Annotated in this window: 15 protein-coding genes; all 15 read left to right on the top strand. The window is 32.1% G+C overall.

The annotated features are described in order from the left end of the window. Positions 1-4: 4 nt before the first annotated feature. The 15 genes from UEQ13_RS10085 to UEQ13_RS10155 all read left to right on the top strand — a co-directional run bounded on the left by UEQ13_RS10085 (position 5) and on the right by UEQ13_RS10155 (position 18199). Complete coding sequence (locus tag UEQ13_RS10085; protein WP_329806226.1) at positions 5-1183, top strand: AIR synthase related protein; 1179 nt, start codon at positions 5-7, stop codon at positions 1181-1183. 64 nt (positions 1184-1247) lie between these two features. Continuing rightward, positions 1248-2780 (top strand): glutamine-hydrolyzing GMP synthase, encoded by a 1533-nt coding sequence (gene guaA, locus UEQ13_RS10090; RefSeq protein WP_329806303.1) that lies wholly within the window; start codon positions 1248-1250, stop codon positions 2778-2780. Between the two features lie 207 nt (positions 2781-2987). Next, on the top strand, positions 2988-4892 hold the full coding sequence (locus UEQ13_RS10095) for a LysM peptidoglycan-binding domain-containing protein (RefSeq protein WP_329806227.1): 1905 nt from the start codon (positions 2988-2990) through the stop codon (positions 4890-4892). Next, positions 4892-5296, top strand: a complete 405-nt coding sequence (locus UEQ13_RS10100; RefSeq protein ID WP_329806228.1) for an OsmC family protein — start codon at positions 4892-4894, stop codon at positions 5294-5296. Before UEQ13_RS10095 ends, UEQ13_RS10100 begins: the two co-directional genes overlap by 1 nt. An 8-nt stretch (positions 5297-5304) precedes the next feature. After that, positions 5305-5535 (top strand): DUF3820 family protein, encoded by a 231-nt coding sequence (locus tag UEQ13_RS10105; protein ID WP_329806229.1) that lies wholly within the window; start codon positions 5305-5307, stop codon positions 5533-5535. Beyond that, on the top strand, positions 5532-6908 hold the full coding sequence (locus UEQ13_RS10110; protein WP_329806230.1) for an aldehyde dehydrogenase family protein: 1377 nt from the start codon (positions 5532-5534) through the stop codon (positions 6906-6908). The genes UEQ13_RS10105 and UEQ13_RS10110 overlap by 4 nt, the downstream gene beginning before the upstream one ends. 152 nt (positions 6909-7060) lie before the next feature. Next, positions 7061-8668 carry a CTP synthase gene (locus UEQ13_RS10115; RefSeq protein WP_329806231.1) on the top strand — a complete coding sequence of 536 codons (1608 nt, stop codon included), beginning with the start codon at positions 7061-7063 and terminating at the stop codon, positions 8666-8668. Positions 8669-8740: 72 nt separating this feature from the next. Continuing rightward, positions 8741-10633, top strand: a complete 1893-nt coding sequence (gene yidC / locus UEQ13_RS10120) for a membrane protein insertase YidC (RefSeq protein WP_329806232.1) — start codon at positions 8741-8743, stop codon at positions 10631-10633. A 149-nt stretch (positions 10634-10782) separates the two neighbouring features. Then, positions 10783-11595 carry a pyrroline-5-carboxylate reductase gene (gene proC / locus UEQ13_RS10125; RefSeq protein WP_329806233.1) on the top strand — a complete coding sequence of 271 codons (813 nt, stop codon included), beginning with the start codon at positions 10783-10785 and terminating at the stop codon, positions 11593-11595. 81 nt (positions 11596-11676) lie between these two features. Further along, positions 11677-12453: a toxin-antitoxin system YwqK family antitoxin gene (locus UEQ13_RS10130; protein ID WP_329806234.1), complete on the top strand. Its 777-nt coding sequence runs from the start codon at positions 11677-11679 to the stop codon at positions 12451-12453. Continuing rightward, positions 12454-13641, top strand: coding sequence for a tRNA 2-thiouridine(34) synthase MnmA (mnmA, locus tag UEQ13_RS10135; protein WP_329806235.1), 1188 nt, complete (start codon positions 12454-12456; stop codon positions 13639-13641). Positions 13642-13677: 36 nt separating this feature from the next. Beyond that, positions 13678-15294 carry a S8 family serine peptidase gene (locus UEQ13_RS10140; protein WP_329806236.1) on the top strand — a complete coding sequence of 539 codons (1617 nt, stop codon included), beginning with the start codon at positions 13678-13680 and terminating at the stop codon, positions 15292-15294. A gap of 226 nt (positions 15295-15520) precedes the next feature. Continuing rightward, positions 15521-16465, top strand: coding sequence for an NAD(P)H-dependent flavin oxidoreductase (locus tag UEQ13_RS10145; RefSeq protein ID WP_329806237.1), 945 nt, complete (start codon positions 15521-15523; stop codon positions 16463-16465). A gap of 12 nt (positions 16466-16477) precedes the next feature. Continuing rightward, complete coding sequence (locus UEQ13_RS10150; RefSeq protein ID WP_329806238.1) at positions 16478-16891, top strand: hypothetical protein; 414 nt, start codon at positions 16478-16480, stop codon at positions 16889-16891. Between the two features lie 3 nt (positions 16892-16894). Then, complete coding sequence (locus tag UEQ13_RS10155; RefSeq protein WP_329806239.1) at positions 16895-18199, top strand: chorismate-binding protein; 1305 nt, start codon at positions 16895-16897, stop codon at positions 18197-18199. The last annotated feature ends 6 nt before the right edge of the window (positions 18200-18205 follow it).

Consider the following 18205-nt stretch of genomic DNA (forward strand, 5'->3'; position numbering starts at 1 on the left):
AAACATGAGTTCTGAAACGAGCCAACGCTACAATCTTAGAGGAGTTTCTGCTTCTAAAGAAGACGTGCATAATGCTATTAAAAACATCGACAAAGGATTGTTTCCTCAAGCATTTTGCAAAATTATTCCTGACTATTTAACAAATGACGAAAACTATTGCATCATCATGCATGCTGATGGAGCTGGTACAAAATCGGCTTTAGCTTATATGTATTGGAAGGAAACGGGAGATATTTCAGTTTGGAAAGGCATTGCTCAAGATGCATTAATCATGAATATTGACGATTTATTATGTGTGGGTGCCACTGATAATATTTTGTTGTCTTCTACAATTGGAAGAAATAAAAACTTAATTCCAGCTGAAGTAATTTCAGCAATTATCAACGGAACGGAAGAATTAATAGCTGAATTAAAGAAACACGGAGTTACAATACATTCAACAGGTGGAGAAACGGCAGATGTGGGTGATTTAGTTCGTACAATTATAGTCGATTCTACCGTAACTGCTCGTATGGAAAGAAATAAAGTCATCAATAATGCCAATATTCAAGCTGGCGATGTAATTGTTGGTTTAGCTTCTTTCGGACAAGCAACATACGAAACAGAATACAACGGCGGAATGGGAAGTAACGGTTTAACTTCTGCGCGTCATGATGTTTTTGCTAAATATTTAGCGACTAAATATCCTGAAAGTTTTGATGCTGCTGTTCCTAACGAATTGGTATATTCTGGACAAACGAAATTAACTGATTCCGTTGAAAATAGCCCAATTGACGCAGGTAAATTAGTACTTTCTCCAACAAGAACTTATGCTCCAGTTATTAAGAAATTATTAGATACCTACACACCAAATCAAATTCACGGAATGGTGCATTGTAGTGGTGGTGCACAAACTAAAGTGCTGCATTTTGTGAAAGATGTACATGTTATTAAAGATAATTTATTTCCAGTACCACCATTATTCAAATTGATTCAAGAAAATTCTAAAACGGATTGGAAAGAAATGTATCAAGTTTTCAATTGTGGACACCGTATGGAAATTTATGTTCCTGCTGAAATCGCTAATGAAATCATAGAAATTTCGAAATCGTTCAATATCGATGCACAAATTGTTGGTCGAGTAGAAGCTTCAGAGAAAACAAAATTAACCATCAATTCCGAATACGGAACTTTCGAATATTAAATAAAATAAATTCGTACGGAAAAGTCGCGACTTGTCCCTAACAATAATAAAACAACAACTCAACATAATGAACAACGTATTAATTTTAGATTTCGGTTCGCAATACACACAATTAATTGCCCGTAGAGTAAGAGAATTAAATATTTTCTGCGAAATTTTTCCTTTTGATAAAATCCCAACTGATTTATCATCTTATAAAGCTGTAATTTTAGGTGGAAGTCCTGCTTCTGTTCGTTCAGAAGAAGTGTTACATCCAGATTTATCTGAAATTAGAGGAAAAAAACCATTATTAGCAGTTTGTTATGGCGCACAATATTTAGCCCATTTTTCTGGTGGAGAAGTTGCGGCTTCCAACACAAGAGAATACGGAAGAGCTAATTTAGCATTTATTAAAGAAGACGAAGTTTTCTTAGAAGGTGTTTCTGAGAATAGTCAAGTTTGGATGTCGCATTCAGATTCGATTAAAAGCTTACCAACTAACGGTGTTAAAATCGCTAGTACGAAAGATGTAGAAAACGCCGCTTATAAAATTGAAGGCGAAACGACTTATGCGATTCAATTTCACCCAGAAGTATACCATTCTACTGATGGAAAACAAATGTTAGAAAACTTTTTGGTTAAAATTGCCAAAGTAGAACAAACATTCACACCAAATGCTTTTGTAGAAGAAGTTATTGCTGATATGAAAGCTAAAATCGGAAACGATAAAGTAGTTTTAGGTTTATCTGGTGGAGTAGATTCTACAGTAGCAGCAGTTATCTTAAACAAAGCAATCGGAGATAATTTATATTGTATTTTCGTAAATAACGGCTTGTTACGTAAAAATGAATTTCAAGGTGTATTAGATCAATACAAAGGAATGGGTTTAAATGTAAAAGGTGTTGATGCTTCACAAAAATTCTACGATGCTTTAGCTGGTTTAGATGATCCAGAAGCCAAACGTAAAGCAATTGGAAATGCATTTATTGAAGTTTTCGATGCTGAAGCACATTTGTTAACGGATGTGAAATTTTTAGGTCAAGGTACCATTTATCCAGATGTAATCGAATCAGTTTCAGCAACTGGCGGTCCATCTGCAACTATAAAATCACACCATAATGTGGGTGGTTTACCAGATTTCATGAAATTACAAATTGTTGAACCTTTACGTATGTTGTTTAAAGACGAAGTACGTAGAGTTGGAGCAACTTTAGGAATCGATCCAGAATTATTAGGTCGTCATCCTTTTCCTGGTCCAGGTTTAGCGATTCGTATTTTAGGAGATATTACACCAGAAAAAGTAGCCATTTTACAAGAAGTAGATGCTGTTTTTATCAACGGATTGAAAGAACACGGTTTGTACGATAAAGTTTGGCAAGCGGGAGCGATTTTATTGCCAGTAAACAGTGTTGGTGTAATGGGTGATGAGCGTACTTACGAAAAAGTAGTGGCACTTAGAGCAGTTGAATCTACTGATGGAATGACAGCAGATTGGGTACATTTACCTTATGAGTTTTTACAAAAAATTTCGAATGATATCATCAATAATGTTCGTGGTGTAAATCGTGTAGTTTACGATATTAGTTCAAAACCACCAGCAACTATTGAGTGGGAATAATAAAGAAATAACAATTTCAAAAAGCAATGGCAATGTCAATATTTAATATAAAATTTGGCATTGCTTTTTTTATTTTGAAATGTTGTAAATGAAATTATAATGCTTATTTTTGAAAATTGATATTGAAATTGATTTTGTCATTCTGAATCTTGGCATTAAAATTGTTTCTTATTAGAAATTCAATATAAAAGCAATAAATATTTACGTATGAAAAAGGCACATATATACATTATTTTATTTTTAGTAAGTTTTGCAGGTTATTCGCAAAGCAAGCATACTGTTGTTAAAGGAGAAACATTATATAGTATTTCAAAAAAATATAATGTAAAACCAGATGATATTTTAAAACTAAATCCAGATGCAAAAGATGGAGTTAAAGAAAATACGGTTTTAACTTTACCATCAAGTGTAAAAGTCGTTGCAACAAAATCAATTTTAAATAAGTACGAATACCAAGTACAACAAGGTGAAACTTTATATGCTATTTCTAAAAAATTAGGAGTTTCTGTTGACGAAATGATAAAAAATAATCCAACTTCTAAAGAAGGTGTTTCAACTGGTCAATCTTTAATTTATTTTGCAGCTAAAAAACACGTAGCTACACAACAAGTAGTAAAAACAGAAGTAGTTGCTAAAAAAGAAATCGTAAATCTACATACCGTTCAAGCCGAAGAAACAAAATATAGTGTGTCTAAAAAATACGGAATTTCTATTCCTGAGTTGGAAGAATTAAATCCACATATCAAAAACGTTTTCGAAATTGGTATGCAAATTCGATTAAATAAAAATACTGTTTTACCAAAAGTAGCAGTTGCAGAAGTGCAACCTACAACTACAAAAACAATGTTTTATGCGGTGCAACAAGGTGAAACGTTATTTTCTATTTCAAGAAAATTCGGAATTTCTGTTGATGAAATCACAAAAAAGAATCCCGCTGTTTCAACAGGTTTAACTGTCGGAATGGAACTCCTGCTTCCTGAGAAAAAAGAAATTAATTCAACCATTCAGAGTGATTCTGCAGATGGGTTAAAAAAAAAATGGAACTTATTAGAGAAGGCGAATAAAAACAAGCAAAGAAACCTTGTTTTATTGATGCCTTTCAATATTAATAGAATTGAAAAAGATTCTGCTAAAACAAAAATCGAATATTTAAAGACTGATAAATTTTTAAATATTACCCTTGATTTTTATGCGGGTGCGCTAAAGGCAATTGATTCAGCTAAAGTGTTGGGTTTGCCAATTAATGCTAAGGTTTACGATGCAGAAACGTCAAAATATTCTTCAAATGTTGCGACAATAATCAAAAATAATAATTTTTCAAATGTAGATGTGGTTATCGGACCATTTACCAATTCATTTGTAGAAACAGCCGGACAATTATTAGATAAAAATACAGCCATAATTTCTCCATTGACGAATGATTCTGGAAAAGGTGGAAGTAATGTGTTTTATGCCATGCCAAACGAAAACATTCAAAAACAACAACTACTGTCGTATTTGAAATCGAAATCAGATGCAATTTTCGCGATTCATTCTGCTTCAAAAACAAGTTTGAGTTCGTATTTCGCAGCTAATTATCCAGAAGTACAATCGTCTAGTTTTAATGATAAAGGACTTTTTGACTACACCATTTTTAAAACCCAATTACAAAAAGGAAAAAAGAATTTCGTAATTCTAGATTCCGACAAAATTATGCAAGTGATTTCTGTGGTCAATAATTTATTGAAATTGAAGAAAGAATTTGATGTTCAATTAGTGGTTGTGGAAAGAAACGATGCCTTAGATTTTGAAGAAATTCCATCTAAAAATTTAGCGACATTACAATTGTTGTATCCTTCTGCGATTCGTGAAAATGAATCTATTGAAGCTATGAATTTCGCGAAAGCATATAGAAAAGATAATAAAGTGCAACCTAATCAATACGCTACTCGTGGTTTTGATGTAACGTTTGATGCGATTTTAAGAATGTGTCAAGAAGAAGGTTTTATCAAATCTACTGAAAGTCAAATTTCAGAACAAATTGAAAGTCAATTCAACTATTCAAATAACAACAATTACGGAGTGTATATGATGTATTATAATTCCGATTTAACTATAAAACAAGCACAATAATGGCAACATCTAAAGTAACTTATTTAGGCGATTTAAGAACATCATCCATACATTTAGCTTCTGGTTCAGAAATTATTTCAGATGCTCCAATTGACAATAACGGAAAAGGAGAAGCGTTTTCACCAACTGATACGGTGGCAAACGCATTAGCAAGTTGTATGTTTACCGTAATGGGAATTAAGGCACGCGATTTAGAAGTGGATTTTTCAAATGCAACCGCTGAAGTAACAAAAGTTATGGGAACAGAACCACGCCGAATTACTGAAATTCACGTTACTTTTTCTATGAATATTTCTGTATCTAATAAAGAAAAAACAATTCTAGAAAAAACGGCTTTGACTTGCCCAGTTTTCAATAGTTTACATCCAGATATTAAAAAGGAAGTGGTTTTTAATTGGAAGTAAACTTTAAAATGACAAACCAAGACCAACTTATAAAACTTGCACACACTATAATGCCTTTTGGAAAATTCAAAGGACGTTATCTTATTAATTTGCCTGAACATTATATTGTTTGGTATAAAAACAAAGGCTTTCCAGCCGGAACTTTAGGTGAACAACTTAAATTGGTGTACGAATTAAAGCTAAATGGATTAGAAGAATTAATTCATAATATTCAAAAAAAATATCCAAAACCGCAATGATAGAAGAAATCTTAAATAGCCAAAAGGAGTTTTTTAAAACGAATGAAACTAAATCAATTTCTTTTAGAATTACTATTTTAAAAAAGTTGAAACAGGTTTTGCAACAAAATGAAAAATTGTTGTCTGAAGCTATTTATTTAGATTTTAATAAATCAGAATTTGAAACGTATTTAACTGAATTCGGTTTTTTGTATATAGAAATAGATGAAGCTGTTAAAAAGTTAAAAAAATGGTCTTCTAAAAAAAGTGTTTCCTCAAGTTTAATAAATTTACCTTCTAAAAATTATATTGTACCCGAACCATTAGGTGTAACTTTAATAATTAGCGCCTGGAATTATCCGTATCAATTGGCTTTAGCTCCAGCTATTGCAAGTTTAGCTGCTGGAAACACAGTTGTTATTAAGCCGAGCGAAGTAGCCATTCATTCAAGTAATGCCTTAAAAAAAATAATATCTGAAAATTTTAAAGCAACTATTTTAGCCGTTATTGAAGGTGGAGTAGAAGAAACAACCCAATTAATTCATTCGAAATTTGATAAAATATTTTTCACAGGTTCTACGCAAGTTGGGAAAATTGTTTATAAAGCTGCCGCCGAAAATTTAATCCCTGTCACTTTAGAATTAGGCGGAAAATCACCAGCTATTTTAACAGAAGATTGTCATTTAAAAAGAAGTATTCAACGTTTAGTTTGGGGAAAATTTTTAAATGCAGGTCAAACTTGTGTCGCACCAGATTACGTGATGGTTCATCATTCTTTAAAAACCGAATTTTTAAAAGGAATTGAAGAAGAAATTAAATTAAGAAAGTATTCTGTTGAAAATCAGAATTTCACTAAAATAGTTTCTGTAAAACATACACAACGATTAGTGAATTTACTTGAAAATCAAGAAGTAATATTTGGAGGAAATTATCATATCGAAAATAGAGATTTTGAACCCACTTTGATTTTAAATCCAACTTGGGAAAGCGCAATCATGCAAGAGGAAATTTTCGGACCTGTTTTACCTATTTTATTTTACGAAAATTTCAACGACGTTATTCAACAAATAAAAGCTAAAGAAAAACCCTTGGCAGCTTATTTATTTACTGAAAATTCAAAATATAAAGACCAATTTTTAAACGAGTTTTCTTTTGGTGGCGGCTGTATAAATGAAGTAATTATGCATTTAGTAAACGGAAATTTCGGATTTGGTGGTGTAGGTTCTAGTGGAATTGGCGCTTATCACGGATATGAAGGATTTAAAACGTTTTCTCACTTCAAAAGTATCATAGAAAAACCTACTTTTTTTGAAATTCCTTTGAGATATTCCGCTTATTCTGCTAATAAATTAATTTGGATCAAACGATTTGTGAATTGGTCTAAGTATTTTTAATTGCAGAGAAATTCTTTCATTTTTAACTACACATTGATTTAATTGAAAATTGGCTAATTAGAATTGGCACATTTACTAATTAATAGTATCTTTGCACGTTTTTTAAACACAAAATACGGACGGATAATCGCAACAACACAACAAACAACAACATGAATCAAACAAAATACATTTTCGTTACAGGTGGTGTAACTTCTTCTTTAGGAAAAGGTATCATTGCAGCATCTTTAGCAAAATTATTACAAGCAAGAGGTTACAGAACAACTATTCAAAAATTTGATCCGTATATTAACGTAGATCCAGGAACTTTGAATCCGTATGAACACGGTGAATGTTATGTAACAGATGATGGAGCAGAAACAGATTTAGATTTAGGACATTACGAACGTTTTTTAAATGTTCCAACGTCTCAAGCAAATAACGTAACGACAGGTAGAATTTATTTATCTGTTATCGAAAAAGAACGTCGTGGTGAATTTTTAGGTAAAACCGTACAAGTGGTACCTCATATTACCAACGAAATTAAAGAACGCATGCAATTGCTAGGGAATTCTGGCGATTATGATATTGTAATTACTGAAATTGGTGGAACGGTTGGTGATATTGAATCGTTGCCATATATCGAATCAGTTCGTCAATTGGTTTGGGAATTAGGTGACAATAACGGAATTGTAATTCATTTAACATTAGTGCCTTATTTGGCTGCTGCTGGTGAATTAAAAACAAAACCAACTCAGCATTCTGTTAAAACTTTAATGGAAAGCGGAATCAAAGCAGATATTTTAGTTTGTAGAACAGAACATGAATTGTCTCAAGATTTACGTCAGAAATTAGCCTTGTTTTGCAACGTGAAAAAAGAAGCAGTTATTCAATCTATTGATGCTTCTACGATTTACAAAGTGCCTAACTTAATGCAAGAAGAAGGTTTAGATAAAGTAGCCTTAAAGAAATTAAATTTACCAGAAAAAGCGACTCCAGACTTAAAACAATGGAACGAGTTTTTATATAAATTAGAACATCCAAAACACGAAGTAAATATCGGATTGGTTGGGAAATATGTGGAATTACAAGATTCTTACAAATCAATTTTAGAAGCTTTTATTCACGCTGGTGCGACACAACAAACGAAAGTAAATGTAGTAAGTATTCATTCAGAATTTTTAGACAAATCGAATGTAGCTGATAAATTAAAAGGTTTAGATGGTGTTTTAGTAGCTCCAGGTTTCGGAGAAAGAGGAATTGAAGGTAAAATTGAAGCTATAAAATATGTGCGTGAAAACAATATTCCATTTTTAGGAATTTGTTTAGGAATGCAAATGGCTTCTATTGAATTTGCTAGAAATATTTTAGGAAAAAAAGACGCCAATTCAACTGAAATGAACGCGAATACAAGCTATCCAATTATCAGTTTGATGGAAGAGCAAAAAACAGTTACAGAAAAAGGTGGAACCATGCGTTTAGGTGCTTGGAAATGTGCCATCAAAGAAAATACTTTAGCACACAAAATTTACGGAAAAACGGATATTTTAGAACGTCACCGTCACCGTTTTGAGTTCAATGGCGATTATTTAGCAGAAATGGAAGCGGCTGGTTTAGTTGCTTCAGGTTTAAATCCAGATACAGGATTGGTGGAAATTGTAGAATTACCAAATCATCCATTCTTTATCGGAGTGCAATACCATCCAGAATATAAAAGTACAGTACTAAATCCACATCCATTATTTATGGGATTGGTTGCTGCTGCTGTTAAAAACAAATAAAACGTAACGAATTATAATAAAAGCAGACATATAATAACTAACTCAACTCCAACCGAGTTGCACATTTATAACATGGAAGAAAAAAAGTTCGACATTAAGTCGTTAATTGGTTTCACATTAATCTTCGGAATTTTAATGTGGATGATGTATTCAAATCAACCTACTAAAGAAGAATTAGCCGAAAAAGCAAAAAAAGAACAAGCGGAAAAAGAAGCAAAAACACCAAAAAGTGTAGCTTCTGCAACTCCAACAATTCAAAGTACTGATTCTACAGCAAAAGTTTCACCAGAAGCTTTAGCTAAATTAGGTGCATTTGCTTATGCCGAAACGTTACCTTCTGCTAAAAATTCAACAACTTTATTAGCAAACAACTTATTAAGCTTAAAAATTGCAAATAAAGGTGGTTACATTTCTGAAGCAACCATTTTAAATCAAGAACAATTTAAAAAAGGTTCTGGAAAAGCAGTTCAAATTATTAAAGACAATAACGCGAACTTCAATTTAACTTTAACTACGAAAGATGGTAAAGTTATCAATACGAAAGAGTTATACTTCGAACCAAAATTCACTAAAGAAGGAAAAAATCAAGTACTTACGATGCAATTAAAAACAGGTGAAAATCAGTTTTTAGAGTACCGTTATGTAATGAAAGATAATGATCATATGTTAGAATTTTCTATTCGTACACAAGGATTAGAAAATGTATTAAATACGTCTAAATCTCCAAGTTTAGAATGGAACTTAAAAACCTATCGTAATGAAAAAAGTGTATCGTATGAAAACAGATATACCGAATTAATTTACGAATTTGAAGGCGGAAAAGACGATTACTTAAATGCGGCTTCTGATAAAGAAGATACAGCCGAAGAGGTTTCTTACGTAGCTTTTAAGCAACATTTCTATACTTCGGTTTTATTAACAAATACGCCTTTTAAAACAGCTGAATTAAAATCAGATAATTTAGTTGATGACGATAAAAAGGATACTATTTTTACAAAAAACTTTACTGCAAAAATGCCATTAGAGTTTAAAAACGGAGCTTTAAATTATGATATGAACATGTATTATGGTCCAACGGATTATAAGACTTTAAGTAATTACAATAAAAACTTAGATGAAATTGTTTCTTTAGGTTGGGGAATTTTCGGCTGGATAAATATGTTTGTTTTCATTCCATTATTCGGATTGTTATCAGGATTTATGCCTTACGGAATTGCAATTATTATTTTTACGATAATCATTAAAATTGCGATGTCACCAATTACATATAAATCATTCTTGTCACAAGCAAAAATGAAAGTATTGAAACCAGAAATTGCAGAATTGGGTGAAAAATTCAAAGACAACCCAATGAAAAAGCAACAAGAAACAATGGCCTTGTATTCTAAAGCCGGCGTAAACCCAATGGCGGGTTGTATTCCAGCATTAATTCAATTGCCTTTTATGTATGCTTCGTTTCAGTTTTTCCCTTCTGCATTCGATTTAAGACAAAAAAGTTTCCTTTGGGCAGACGATTTATCTTCTTACGATTCAATTTATAAATTACCATTTAATATTCCATTTTATGGTGATCACGTAAGTTTATTCCCAATTTTAGCGGCAATTGCGATTTTCTTCTACATGAAAATGACAACTGGAGATCAAGCGATGCAAGCACCACAACAAGAAGGAATGCCAGATATGGGTAAAATCATGAAAATTATGATTTATGTTTCTCCAATTATGATGTTGATTTTCTTTAATAATTACGGTTCTGGATTGAGTTTATACAACTTTATTTCTAACTTAATTACTATCGGAATCATGTTAGTAATTAAAAACTACGTAGTTGACGAGAAAAAAATCCACGCACAAATTCAAGTGAATAAAACGAAACCGAAAACGGAATCGAAATTTCAAAAGAAAATGCGTGAAATAATGGAACAGCAAGAAGCTCAAAAAGCTCTAAATCAAAAGAAAAAATAAATTCTTTAAAAGCCTGTTCATTTTGTGAACAGGCTTTTTTTATTTAAATAAAGTATTAAATCGCCATTAATAAAAAGTTTGCGAAAGCAAACACCAATAAATAAAAAGGTGATAACATATATGACCACTAAAAAATATATTTTACATATATGAAAATTGCAATAATTGGTTTTGGAAATATGGGACAAACTTACGCAAGTAGTTTTGTCAGTTCTGGCTTTATTAAATCGGAAGATATTTTTGTATTGACACGAAATTTGTCTACTGTTTCAAACAAATATACTATTCCTGAAGCAAATTTTTTAACAGAAATAAGCACCTCATTTTTGTCGGTTGATATTGTAATTATTGCCGTTAAACCTCAAGATTTTGAGATTTTATGTTTGCAAATTAAAGATTTTATTACAGAAAATCATTTGATTTTATCAGTTATGGCAGGAATTTCAATTGAAAATATTTCAGAAAAATTACAAGTCAAAAAAGTGATTCGTTCCATGCCAAATATTCCAACGCAAATCGGACAAGGAATGACGGTTTTTACAGCTTCTCAAGAAGTAGATCGAAAGGATTTATTTATCATTCAAAATCTAATTAATACTACTGGAAAATCGTTGTTTATTGAAAATGAAGAAATGATAAATGCAGCAACTGCCATTTCTGGAAGCGGTCCGGCTTATGTATATTATTTTATGAATGCGATGGTAGATTCAGCCGTAAATTTAGGTTTCACTAATTCGGAAGCCGAATTCTTAGTGCAACAGACTTTTTTAGGGTCTACACAATTACAAAACAGAAGTAATTTATCAAATTTAGAGTGGATTGAGAAAGTAGCATCTAAAGGCGGAACAACTGAAGCTGCTTTAAATGTGTTTCATTCACACGATTTAAATTCGAAAATAAACGAAGGAATTATCCAAGCGAATGCAAGAGCAAAAGAACTTGGCAAAGTAATTGATAAGTAAAGTTTTATTATATACTTTTACCAAGCAATTTTTTTAAGATTTTAACGTTAGAAAAAGACAAGAAAAACAAAAAAAAAACATATGAAAAAGATCGTATTTATAGCTTTTTTAGCCATTTCAAATTTCATTTCAGCACAAGATAAATTAAATCAATTTGATGATAAAGGAGTACGTCACGGTCTTTGGAAAGGCTACCATGATGAAAGTAAACGTCCGCGTTATGAAGGAACTTTTGATCATGGAAAAGAAACAGGAACATTCAAATATTTTGACGATACAAAAGCTGGAACAGTAATTGCAACACGTGATTTTTCTAAGGGTGACGGATCTTGTTATACGATTTTCTACGACCAAAAAAATAATAAAGTCAGTGAAGGTTTAGTGAAAAATAAACTTTTTGAAGGACAATGGAAATATTATCATAAAGAATCAAAAGACATTATGACTCTTGAAAACTATAAAAACGGAAAGTTAAATGGGCCAAGAAAAGTGTTTTACAAAGAAAATGAATTAGCGGAAGAAGTTAATTATGTGGACGGAAAGAAAAACGGAATTGGCAAAACTTTCGGTGAAAACGGTAAACAAATTGATCAACATACCTATGTAAATGATGTTTTTGAAGGAAAAGCAACTTATTTTAATGTAAGCGGTAAAAAAATGTACGAAGGAGAATATAAAGATAATTCTAAAATTGGTACTTGGAAATTTTATGAAGCAGACAAAGTTGTAAAACAAGTCAAAGCCGAAAAATTTTCAAAAGAATTAATTAAATTTGAAGAAAAATTAGCTAAAAAAGCAGCAAAAAACAAACCAGTTGAACAAACAGTAGAAGATAAAAAAGTAGAAGAGAAAAAATAAATGAAACGAGTAGTAGTAGGACTTTCCGGTGGTGTAGATTCGAGCGTTGCAGCCTATCTTTTAAAAGAGCAAGGTTATGAAGTGATTGGGCTTTTTATGAAAAATTGGCACGATGATTCGGTTACCATTTCAAACGAATGTCCGTGGTTAGAAGATAGTAATGACGCGTTATTAGTAGCAGAAAAATTAGGTATTCCTTTTCAAACGGTTGATTTATCTGAGCAATATCAGGAAAAAATCGTCGATTATATGTTTAAAGAATACGAAAACGGTAGAACACCAAATCCTGATGTGTTATGCAACAGAGAAATTAAGTTCGATGTTTTCATGAAAATCGCAGTTTCTTTAGGTGCGGATTATGTGGCTACCGGACATTATTGTCGTAAAAACACCATAGAAGTTGACGGAAAAGAAGTTCATCAACTATTAACAGGAAAAGACGATAACAAAGACCAATCGTATTTCTTGTGTCAATTATCGCAAGATCAATTAGCAAAAGCCTTATTTCCAATTGGCGAATTAACCAAACCAGAAGTAAGAGAAATTGCTACTCAAATGGAATTAGTAACTGCTGAGAAAAAAGATTCTCAAGGGTTATGTTTCATCGGAAAAGTACGTTTACCAGAGTTTCTACAACAAAAATTACAACCAAAAGAAGGTTTAATTATTGAAATTCCAGCAAACAATCAAGTATATCTTAATCCAAAACCTCGTTTTGAAAATGTAGAAGCTGAATTAGCTTTCGAATCTCAAAATAAAGTGTATTCAGACGCAAACGGAATTGTTAAAGGAAAGCATCAAGGTGCGCATTATTTTACAAACGGACAACGTCGTGGTTTAAATGTTGGTGGTACGAAAGAAGGTTTATTTGTCATTCAAACGGATGTAATTAATAATATCATTTATGTTGGTGAAGGTGCGAATCATCTAGGATTATTCAAAAATACTTTATTTGTAAAATCAGATGAAGTACATTGGATTCGTCAAGATTTAAAACTAGCTATTGGAGAAACCACAGAAGTTATGGCACGAATTAGATATCGTCAACCTTTACAAAAAGCGACATTACATCAATTTGAAAGTGGCATGTATGTACAATTTGAAAATCCACAATCGGCTATAACAGAAGGACAATTTGTAGCCTGGTATATCGATGATGAATTGCAAGGAAGTGGCGTAATTTCTTAATTAGAAATTTGTTATATTTGGTAAAACTTTTTTGTTATGAAAAAACTATACTTTTTACTAATTTTAATTGTATCCAATTTTGGATATGCTCAAATTGAAGATGCTTGGGTGTATTTTAATAATAAACCAAGTTCTGCAACGTTTTTAGCGAACCCTTTAACCATGTTAACGCAACGTTCTTTAGACAGAAGAACCACTCAAAATATTTCATTAGATATTACGGATGTTCCAGTGGAACAGACTTATATTACACAAATAACAAATGCTACTGGTATTACAGTTATGGCAAAATCGAAATGGTTAAATGCTTTACATATTCGTGGCGCACAAACAGATATCCAAGCATTAACAGGTTTGTCTTTTGTAAATAATGTAAAATTCGCCAATCATTCTTTAAATCCAGGCGGAAGAATTGCTCAAAATTCGAATAAAATTAAAGCCGTAAATAAAAATTTAGATGCTCTAGTTGCCTACAATTATGGTGGTTCTCAAAACCAAATTGAAATGTTAAACGGCCATTTATTACACCAACAAAATTTTACAGGTCAAGGAAAAATCATTGCGGTTTTAGATTCCGGATTTACAGGTGTTAATACTGCAGCTCCTTTTCAAAATCTAATCACTAATAATCAGATTTTAGATGGATATAATTTTCCAGATAGAAATACGAATTATTTTTCACGACACAATCACGGAACAAATGTTTTGTCTACAATGGGTGCTTTTGCCGATGGACAATTAGTCGGAACAGCTCCAAGTGCACAATATTATTTATTTATTACAGAAGATGTAAATTCAGAAAATCCTGTAGAAGAATCGTATTGGGTAGAAGCAGCAGAATTGGCAGATTATTATGGAGTAGATGTCATAAATTCTTCTTTAGGCTATTTCGGTTATGATAATCCAAATTATTCTTATCAATATGACGATATGGTTGGAAATAAAACTTTTGCTTCTCGTGGAGCCAATATGGCTTTCAATAAAGGAATTGTAGTGGTAATTAGTGCTGGAAATTCTGGTACTTTCCCAGAGCCTCATATTTCAACACCTGCAGATGCTATTGGTGCATTAACTATTGGTGCTGTTGATACTACTGAAGCATATGCTAGCTTTAGTTCTATCGGACCATCATTTGATGGAAGAATAAAACCAGATGTTTGTGCAAAAGGCGCTGGAACTACTGTAAGTTCAACAACAGGAACAATTTACACATCAAACGGAACATCATTTTCGAGTCCAGTTATGGCTGGAATGGCAGCTACATTTTGGTCGGCAGTTCCAAATTTAACCGCACAACAAGTGGTGAATTTTATCAGACAATCTGCAGATAATTATAACGCACCAACCAATCAAAAAGGATACGGAATTCCAGATTTTCAACTGGCATTAACAAACGCCTTAAATTTAGAAGCAATTCAATCGAATCAAAGCTTTTTAGTGTATCCAAATCCAGCAGAAAATCAAATTACGTTTCAATTGGAAAATAAGCAAAAAGGTGTCGTTTATTTATATGATGTTTTAGGTCAAAATATAGTAACAAAAGAAATTTCAGAGAAAAATAATTCAATTGACATCCAAAATTTGTCAAACGGCGTTTATTATTATAATTTTGAATCGAATAAAACATATAAAGGAAAAATAATAAAAAAATAATTTGGGCGTTACCACAAGGGTCGGGCTTTTCGCTATATTTTTTTATTGGTTCCCTTTTTTAGGAAAAGGCAACCAATAAAAAAGATGTCGCTACAATCCCTAACGCAAAGTAAAAAGAGCCAAGTAAAAAGTAAAAAGAGCCAAGTAAAAAGTTAATAGTTTTTTTAGAAAGAATAATATTTAAATAAAATCGGCGTTTATCTGTTAAATCCGTGTACCAATTAAAATGAATAGAGTTAAAAAATTATTTAGCATAAAATATCCAATTATTCAAGGAGGAATGATCTGGAATAGTGGTTATAAATTAGCAAGTGCTGTCAGTAATGCTGGCGGATTAGGACTTATTGGTGCAGGTTCCATGTATCCAGAAGTATTAAGAGAACACATTCAAAAATGTAAAAAAGCTACCACAAAACCTTTTGGTGTTAACGTTCCCATGTTATATCCAAATGTGGAAGAAATCATGAAAATCATTGTAGATGAAGGTGTGAAAATTGTCTTCACTTCTGCAGGAAACCCAAAAACTTGGACGCCTTTCTTAAAAGAAAATGGAATAACTGTGGTTCATGTAGTGAGTAGTTCTAAATTCGCATTAAAAGCTCAAGAAGCTGGTGTCGATGCCGTTGTTGCAGAAGGATTTGAAGCGGGCGGACATAACGGTCGCGAAGAAACGACAACACTGACATTAATCCCAATGGTTAAAGAAAATATTACCATTCCATTAATCGCAGCTGGCGGAATCGCTACTGGAAAAGGAATGTTAGCTGCTATGGTTTTAGGCGCTGATGGTGTACAAATGGGAAGTCGTTTTGCAGCTTCAACTGAATCTAGCGCGCATATCGATTTTAAGAAAACCATTATAGAAACTCAAGAAGGCGAAACGTTGGTTACTTTGAAAGAATTAGCACCAGTTCGTTTAATTAAAAACAAGTTTTTTAATGATGTGCAAGAAGCTTACGCCAATTGCGCTTCAGTTGAAGATTTAAAAACTTTATTAGGCAGAGCAAGAGCAAAACGTGGTATGTTTGAAGGTGATTTAGTAGAAGGCGAATTAGAAATTGGACAAATTGCAGGATTAATTCACGATATTTTACCAGTAGAAACTATAATTGGCAATGTTATTGCTGAGTTTAATTCGGCAAAAGTTGCTATGAATGAAATTCAATTTTAATAAAATAATAAAATGAAAAAATTAGTTGTAATCTTATTTTTTGGTTTGTGTGCACAAGTTGGATTTTCTCAAACTTATCAATTTAAAACAGTAAATTTCTCTGTTTCTCAAAAAACTGAAAAAGGAAGTTGGACAAAATGGTCAAAAGTGCAACCAACAGAATTGTTAATCAACTTGGATAGAGACAAACATCGTTTTGTAGTACATTCAGAAATTATTCAGCTTTATAGTATTTTAAAATATGAAGATAAAGTAGAAACGCCTGAAGGAACTTCGAACAAGTATTTTTGTGTAGATAACGTAGGTTTAGATACAGTTATTACTATCGTTTCTCCAAAAGATGCAGGAAGTAGTAAACAAATTTACATCGCTAACGAAGAAATGATAATCGAATACGACTTAATTTATTTAGGCGAAAAAAAATAATCCTTGCGAACCAATATTTCAAAATATATAAACAATGTTGCTCTTTTTAAAGAGCAACTTTTGTATTGGAGCAATCAGTTCCGAGAAGTTGTTGTTTTAGATAGTAATATCGAAAGCAATGAAAATCAGTTGTATAAGTCCTACGATTTGGTTGTGGCGGTTGAAGCTTTCACTTCCATTCAAACTGATTATGAAAAAGCTTTCGAAGATGTATATCAATACCAATCTAAAGCAAACGATTGGTTATTTGGCTATTTATCTTACGATTTAAAAAACGATGTAGAACATCTAAAATCTCAAAATTTTGATGGGTTACAATTTCCTGATTTATACTTTTTCCAACCAAAGAAAATCTTCTTACTAAAAGGGAATACAGTTGAAATTCAGTACTTAAATATGTGTGATGATGAAGTAGAATCTGATTTTGAAGAAATTATTCAAAGTCAAATGTCAAAAGTTCAAAGTCAAAAGTTATCAATAAATATCCAACAAAGAATTTCTAAAGAAAATTACCTTAAAAAAACAGAAAAAATGTTAGCTCACATTCATCGTGGTGACATTTATGAAGCTAATTTTTGTATGGAATTTTTCGCTGAAGATGCGAGTATTGAACCTGTTGAAATTTATCAGAAATTGAATAAAATCTCAGCTTCTCCATTTGCAGTTTATTTCAAAAAGAACCAACATTATTTGCTTTCGGCATCACCAGAACGCTACTTAAAAAAGGAAGACGAAAAAGTGATTTCACAACCGATTAAAGGAACTGCGAAACGCAATTTGGACATTGAATTAGACGAACAAAATAAAATTGATCTTCAAAATAATCCAAAAGAACGTTCAGAAAATATCATGATTGTCGATTTAGTTCGAAACGATTTATCACATACTGCTACAAAAGGTTCAGTAGAAGTGGAAGAATTATGCGAAATGTATACATTTAAGCAAGTTCACCAAATGATTTCAACCATTGTTTCGAATGTGGAACACACGACTTCACCCATCGAAATTTTACGAACGACTTTCCCAATGGGAAGTATGACAGGAGCTCCAAAGATTTCTGCCATGCAAATAATTGAAGAATTGGAAGAAACCAAACGCGGTTTATACAGCGGAGCCGTTGGCTATTTTACACCAACAGGAAATTTCGATTTCAATGTGGTTATTCGCAGTATTTTGTACAATTCGGAAAATAACTATTTGAGTTTTTCTGTCGGAAGTGCCATTACGTCTGAAGCCATTCCTGAAAAGGAATATGAAGAATGTTTACTGAAAGCCAAAGCGATGTTTGAAGTTCTACAAGTAAAATAAGTATAT

This window comes from Flavobacterium facile (assembly GCF_036321945.1).
In the GTDB taxonomy this organism is placed as follows: domain Bacteria; phylum Bacteroidota; class Bacteroidia; order Flavobacteriales; family Flavobacteriaceae; genus Flavobacterium; species Flavobacterium facile.

Excerpts from the sequence above, each read along its gene's own strand:
- yidC (WP_329806232.1), top strand. The coding sequence starts at position 8,741 with ATGGAAGAAAAAAAGTTCGACATTAAGTCGTTAATTGGTTTCACATTA.
- UEQ13_RS10140 (WP_329806236.1), top strand. The coding sequence starts at position 13,678 with ATGAAAAAACTATACTTTTTACTAATTTTAATTGTATCCAATTTTGGA.
- UEQ13_RS10095 (WP_329806227.1), top strand. The coding sequence starts at position 2,988 with ATGAAAAAGGCACATATATACATTATTTTATTTTTAGTAAGTTTTGCA.
- UEQ13_RS10145 (WP_329806237.1), top strand. The coding sequence starts at position 15,521 with ATGAATAGAGTTAAAAAATTATTTAGCATAAAATATCCAATTATTCAA.
- UEQ13_RS10085 (WP_329806226.1), top strand. The coding sequence starts at position 5 with ATGAGTTCTGAAACGAGCCAACGCTACAATCTTAGAGGAGTTTCTGCT.
- UEQ13_RS10105 (WP_329806229.1), top strand. The coding sequence starts at position 5,305 with ATGACAAACCAAGACCAACTTATAAAACTTGCACACACTATAATGCCT.
- UEQ13_RS10150 (WP_329806238.1), top strand. The coding sequence starts at position 16,478 with ATGAAAAAATTAGTTGTAATCTTATTTTTTGGTTTGTGTGCACAAGTT.
- UEQ13_RS10115 (WP_329806231.1), top strand. The coding sequence starts at position 7,061 with ATGAATCAAACAAAATACATTTTCGTTACAGGTGGTGTAACTTCTTCT.
- UEQ13_RS10100 (WP_329806228.1), top strand. The coding sequence starts at position 4,892 with ATGGCAACATCTAAAGTAACTTATTTAGGCGATTTAAGAACATCATCC.
- mnmA (WP_329806235.1), top strand. The coding sequence starts at position 12,454 with ATGAAACGAGTAGTAGTAGGACTTTCCGGTGGTGTAGATTCGAGCGTT.
- UEQ13_RS10110 (WP_329806230.1), top strand. The coding sequence starts at position 5,532 with ATGATAGAAGAAATCTTAAATAGCCAAAAGGAGTTTTTTAAAACGAAT.
- proC (WP_329806233.1), top strand. The coding sequence starts at position 10,783 with ATGAAAATTGCAATAATTGGTTTTGGAAATATGGGACAAACTTACGCA.
- UEQ13_RS10130 (WP_329806234.1), top strand. The coding sequence starts at position 11,677 with ATGAAAAAGATCGTATTTATAGCTTTTTTAGCCATTTCAAATTTCATT.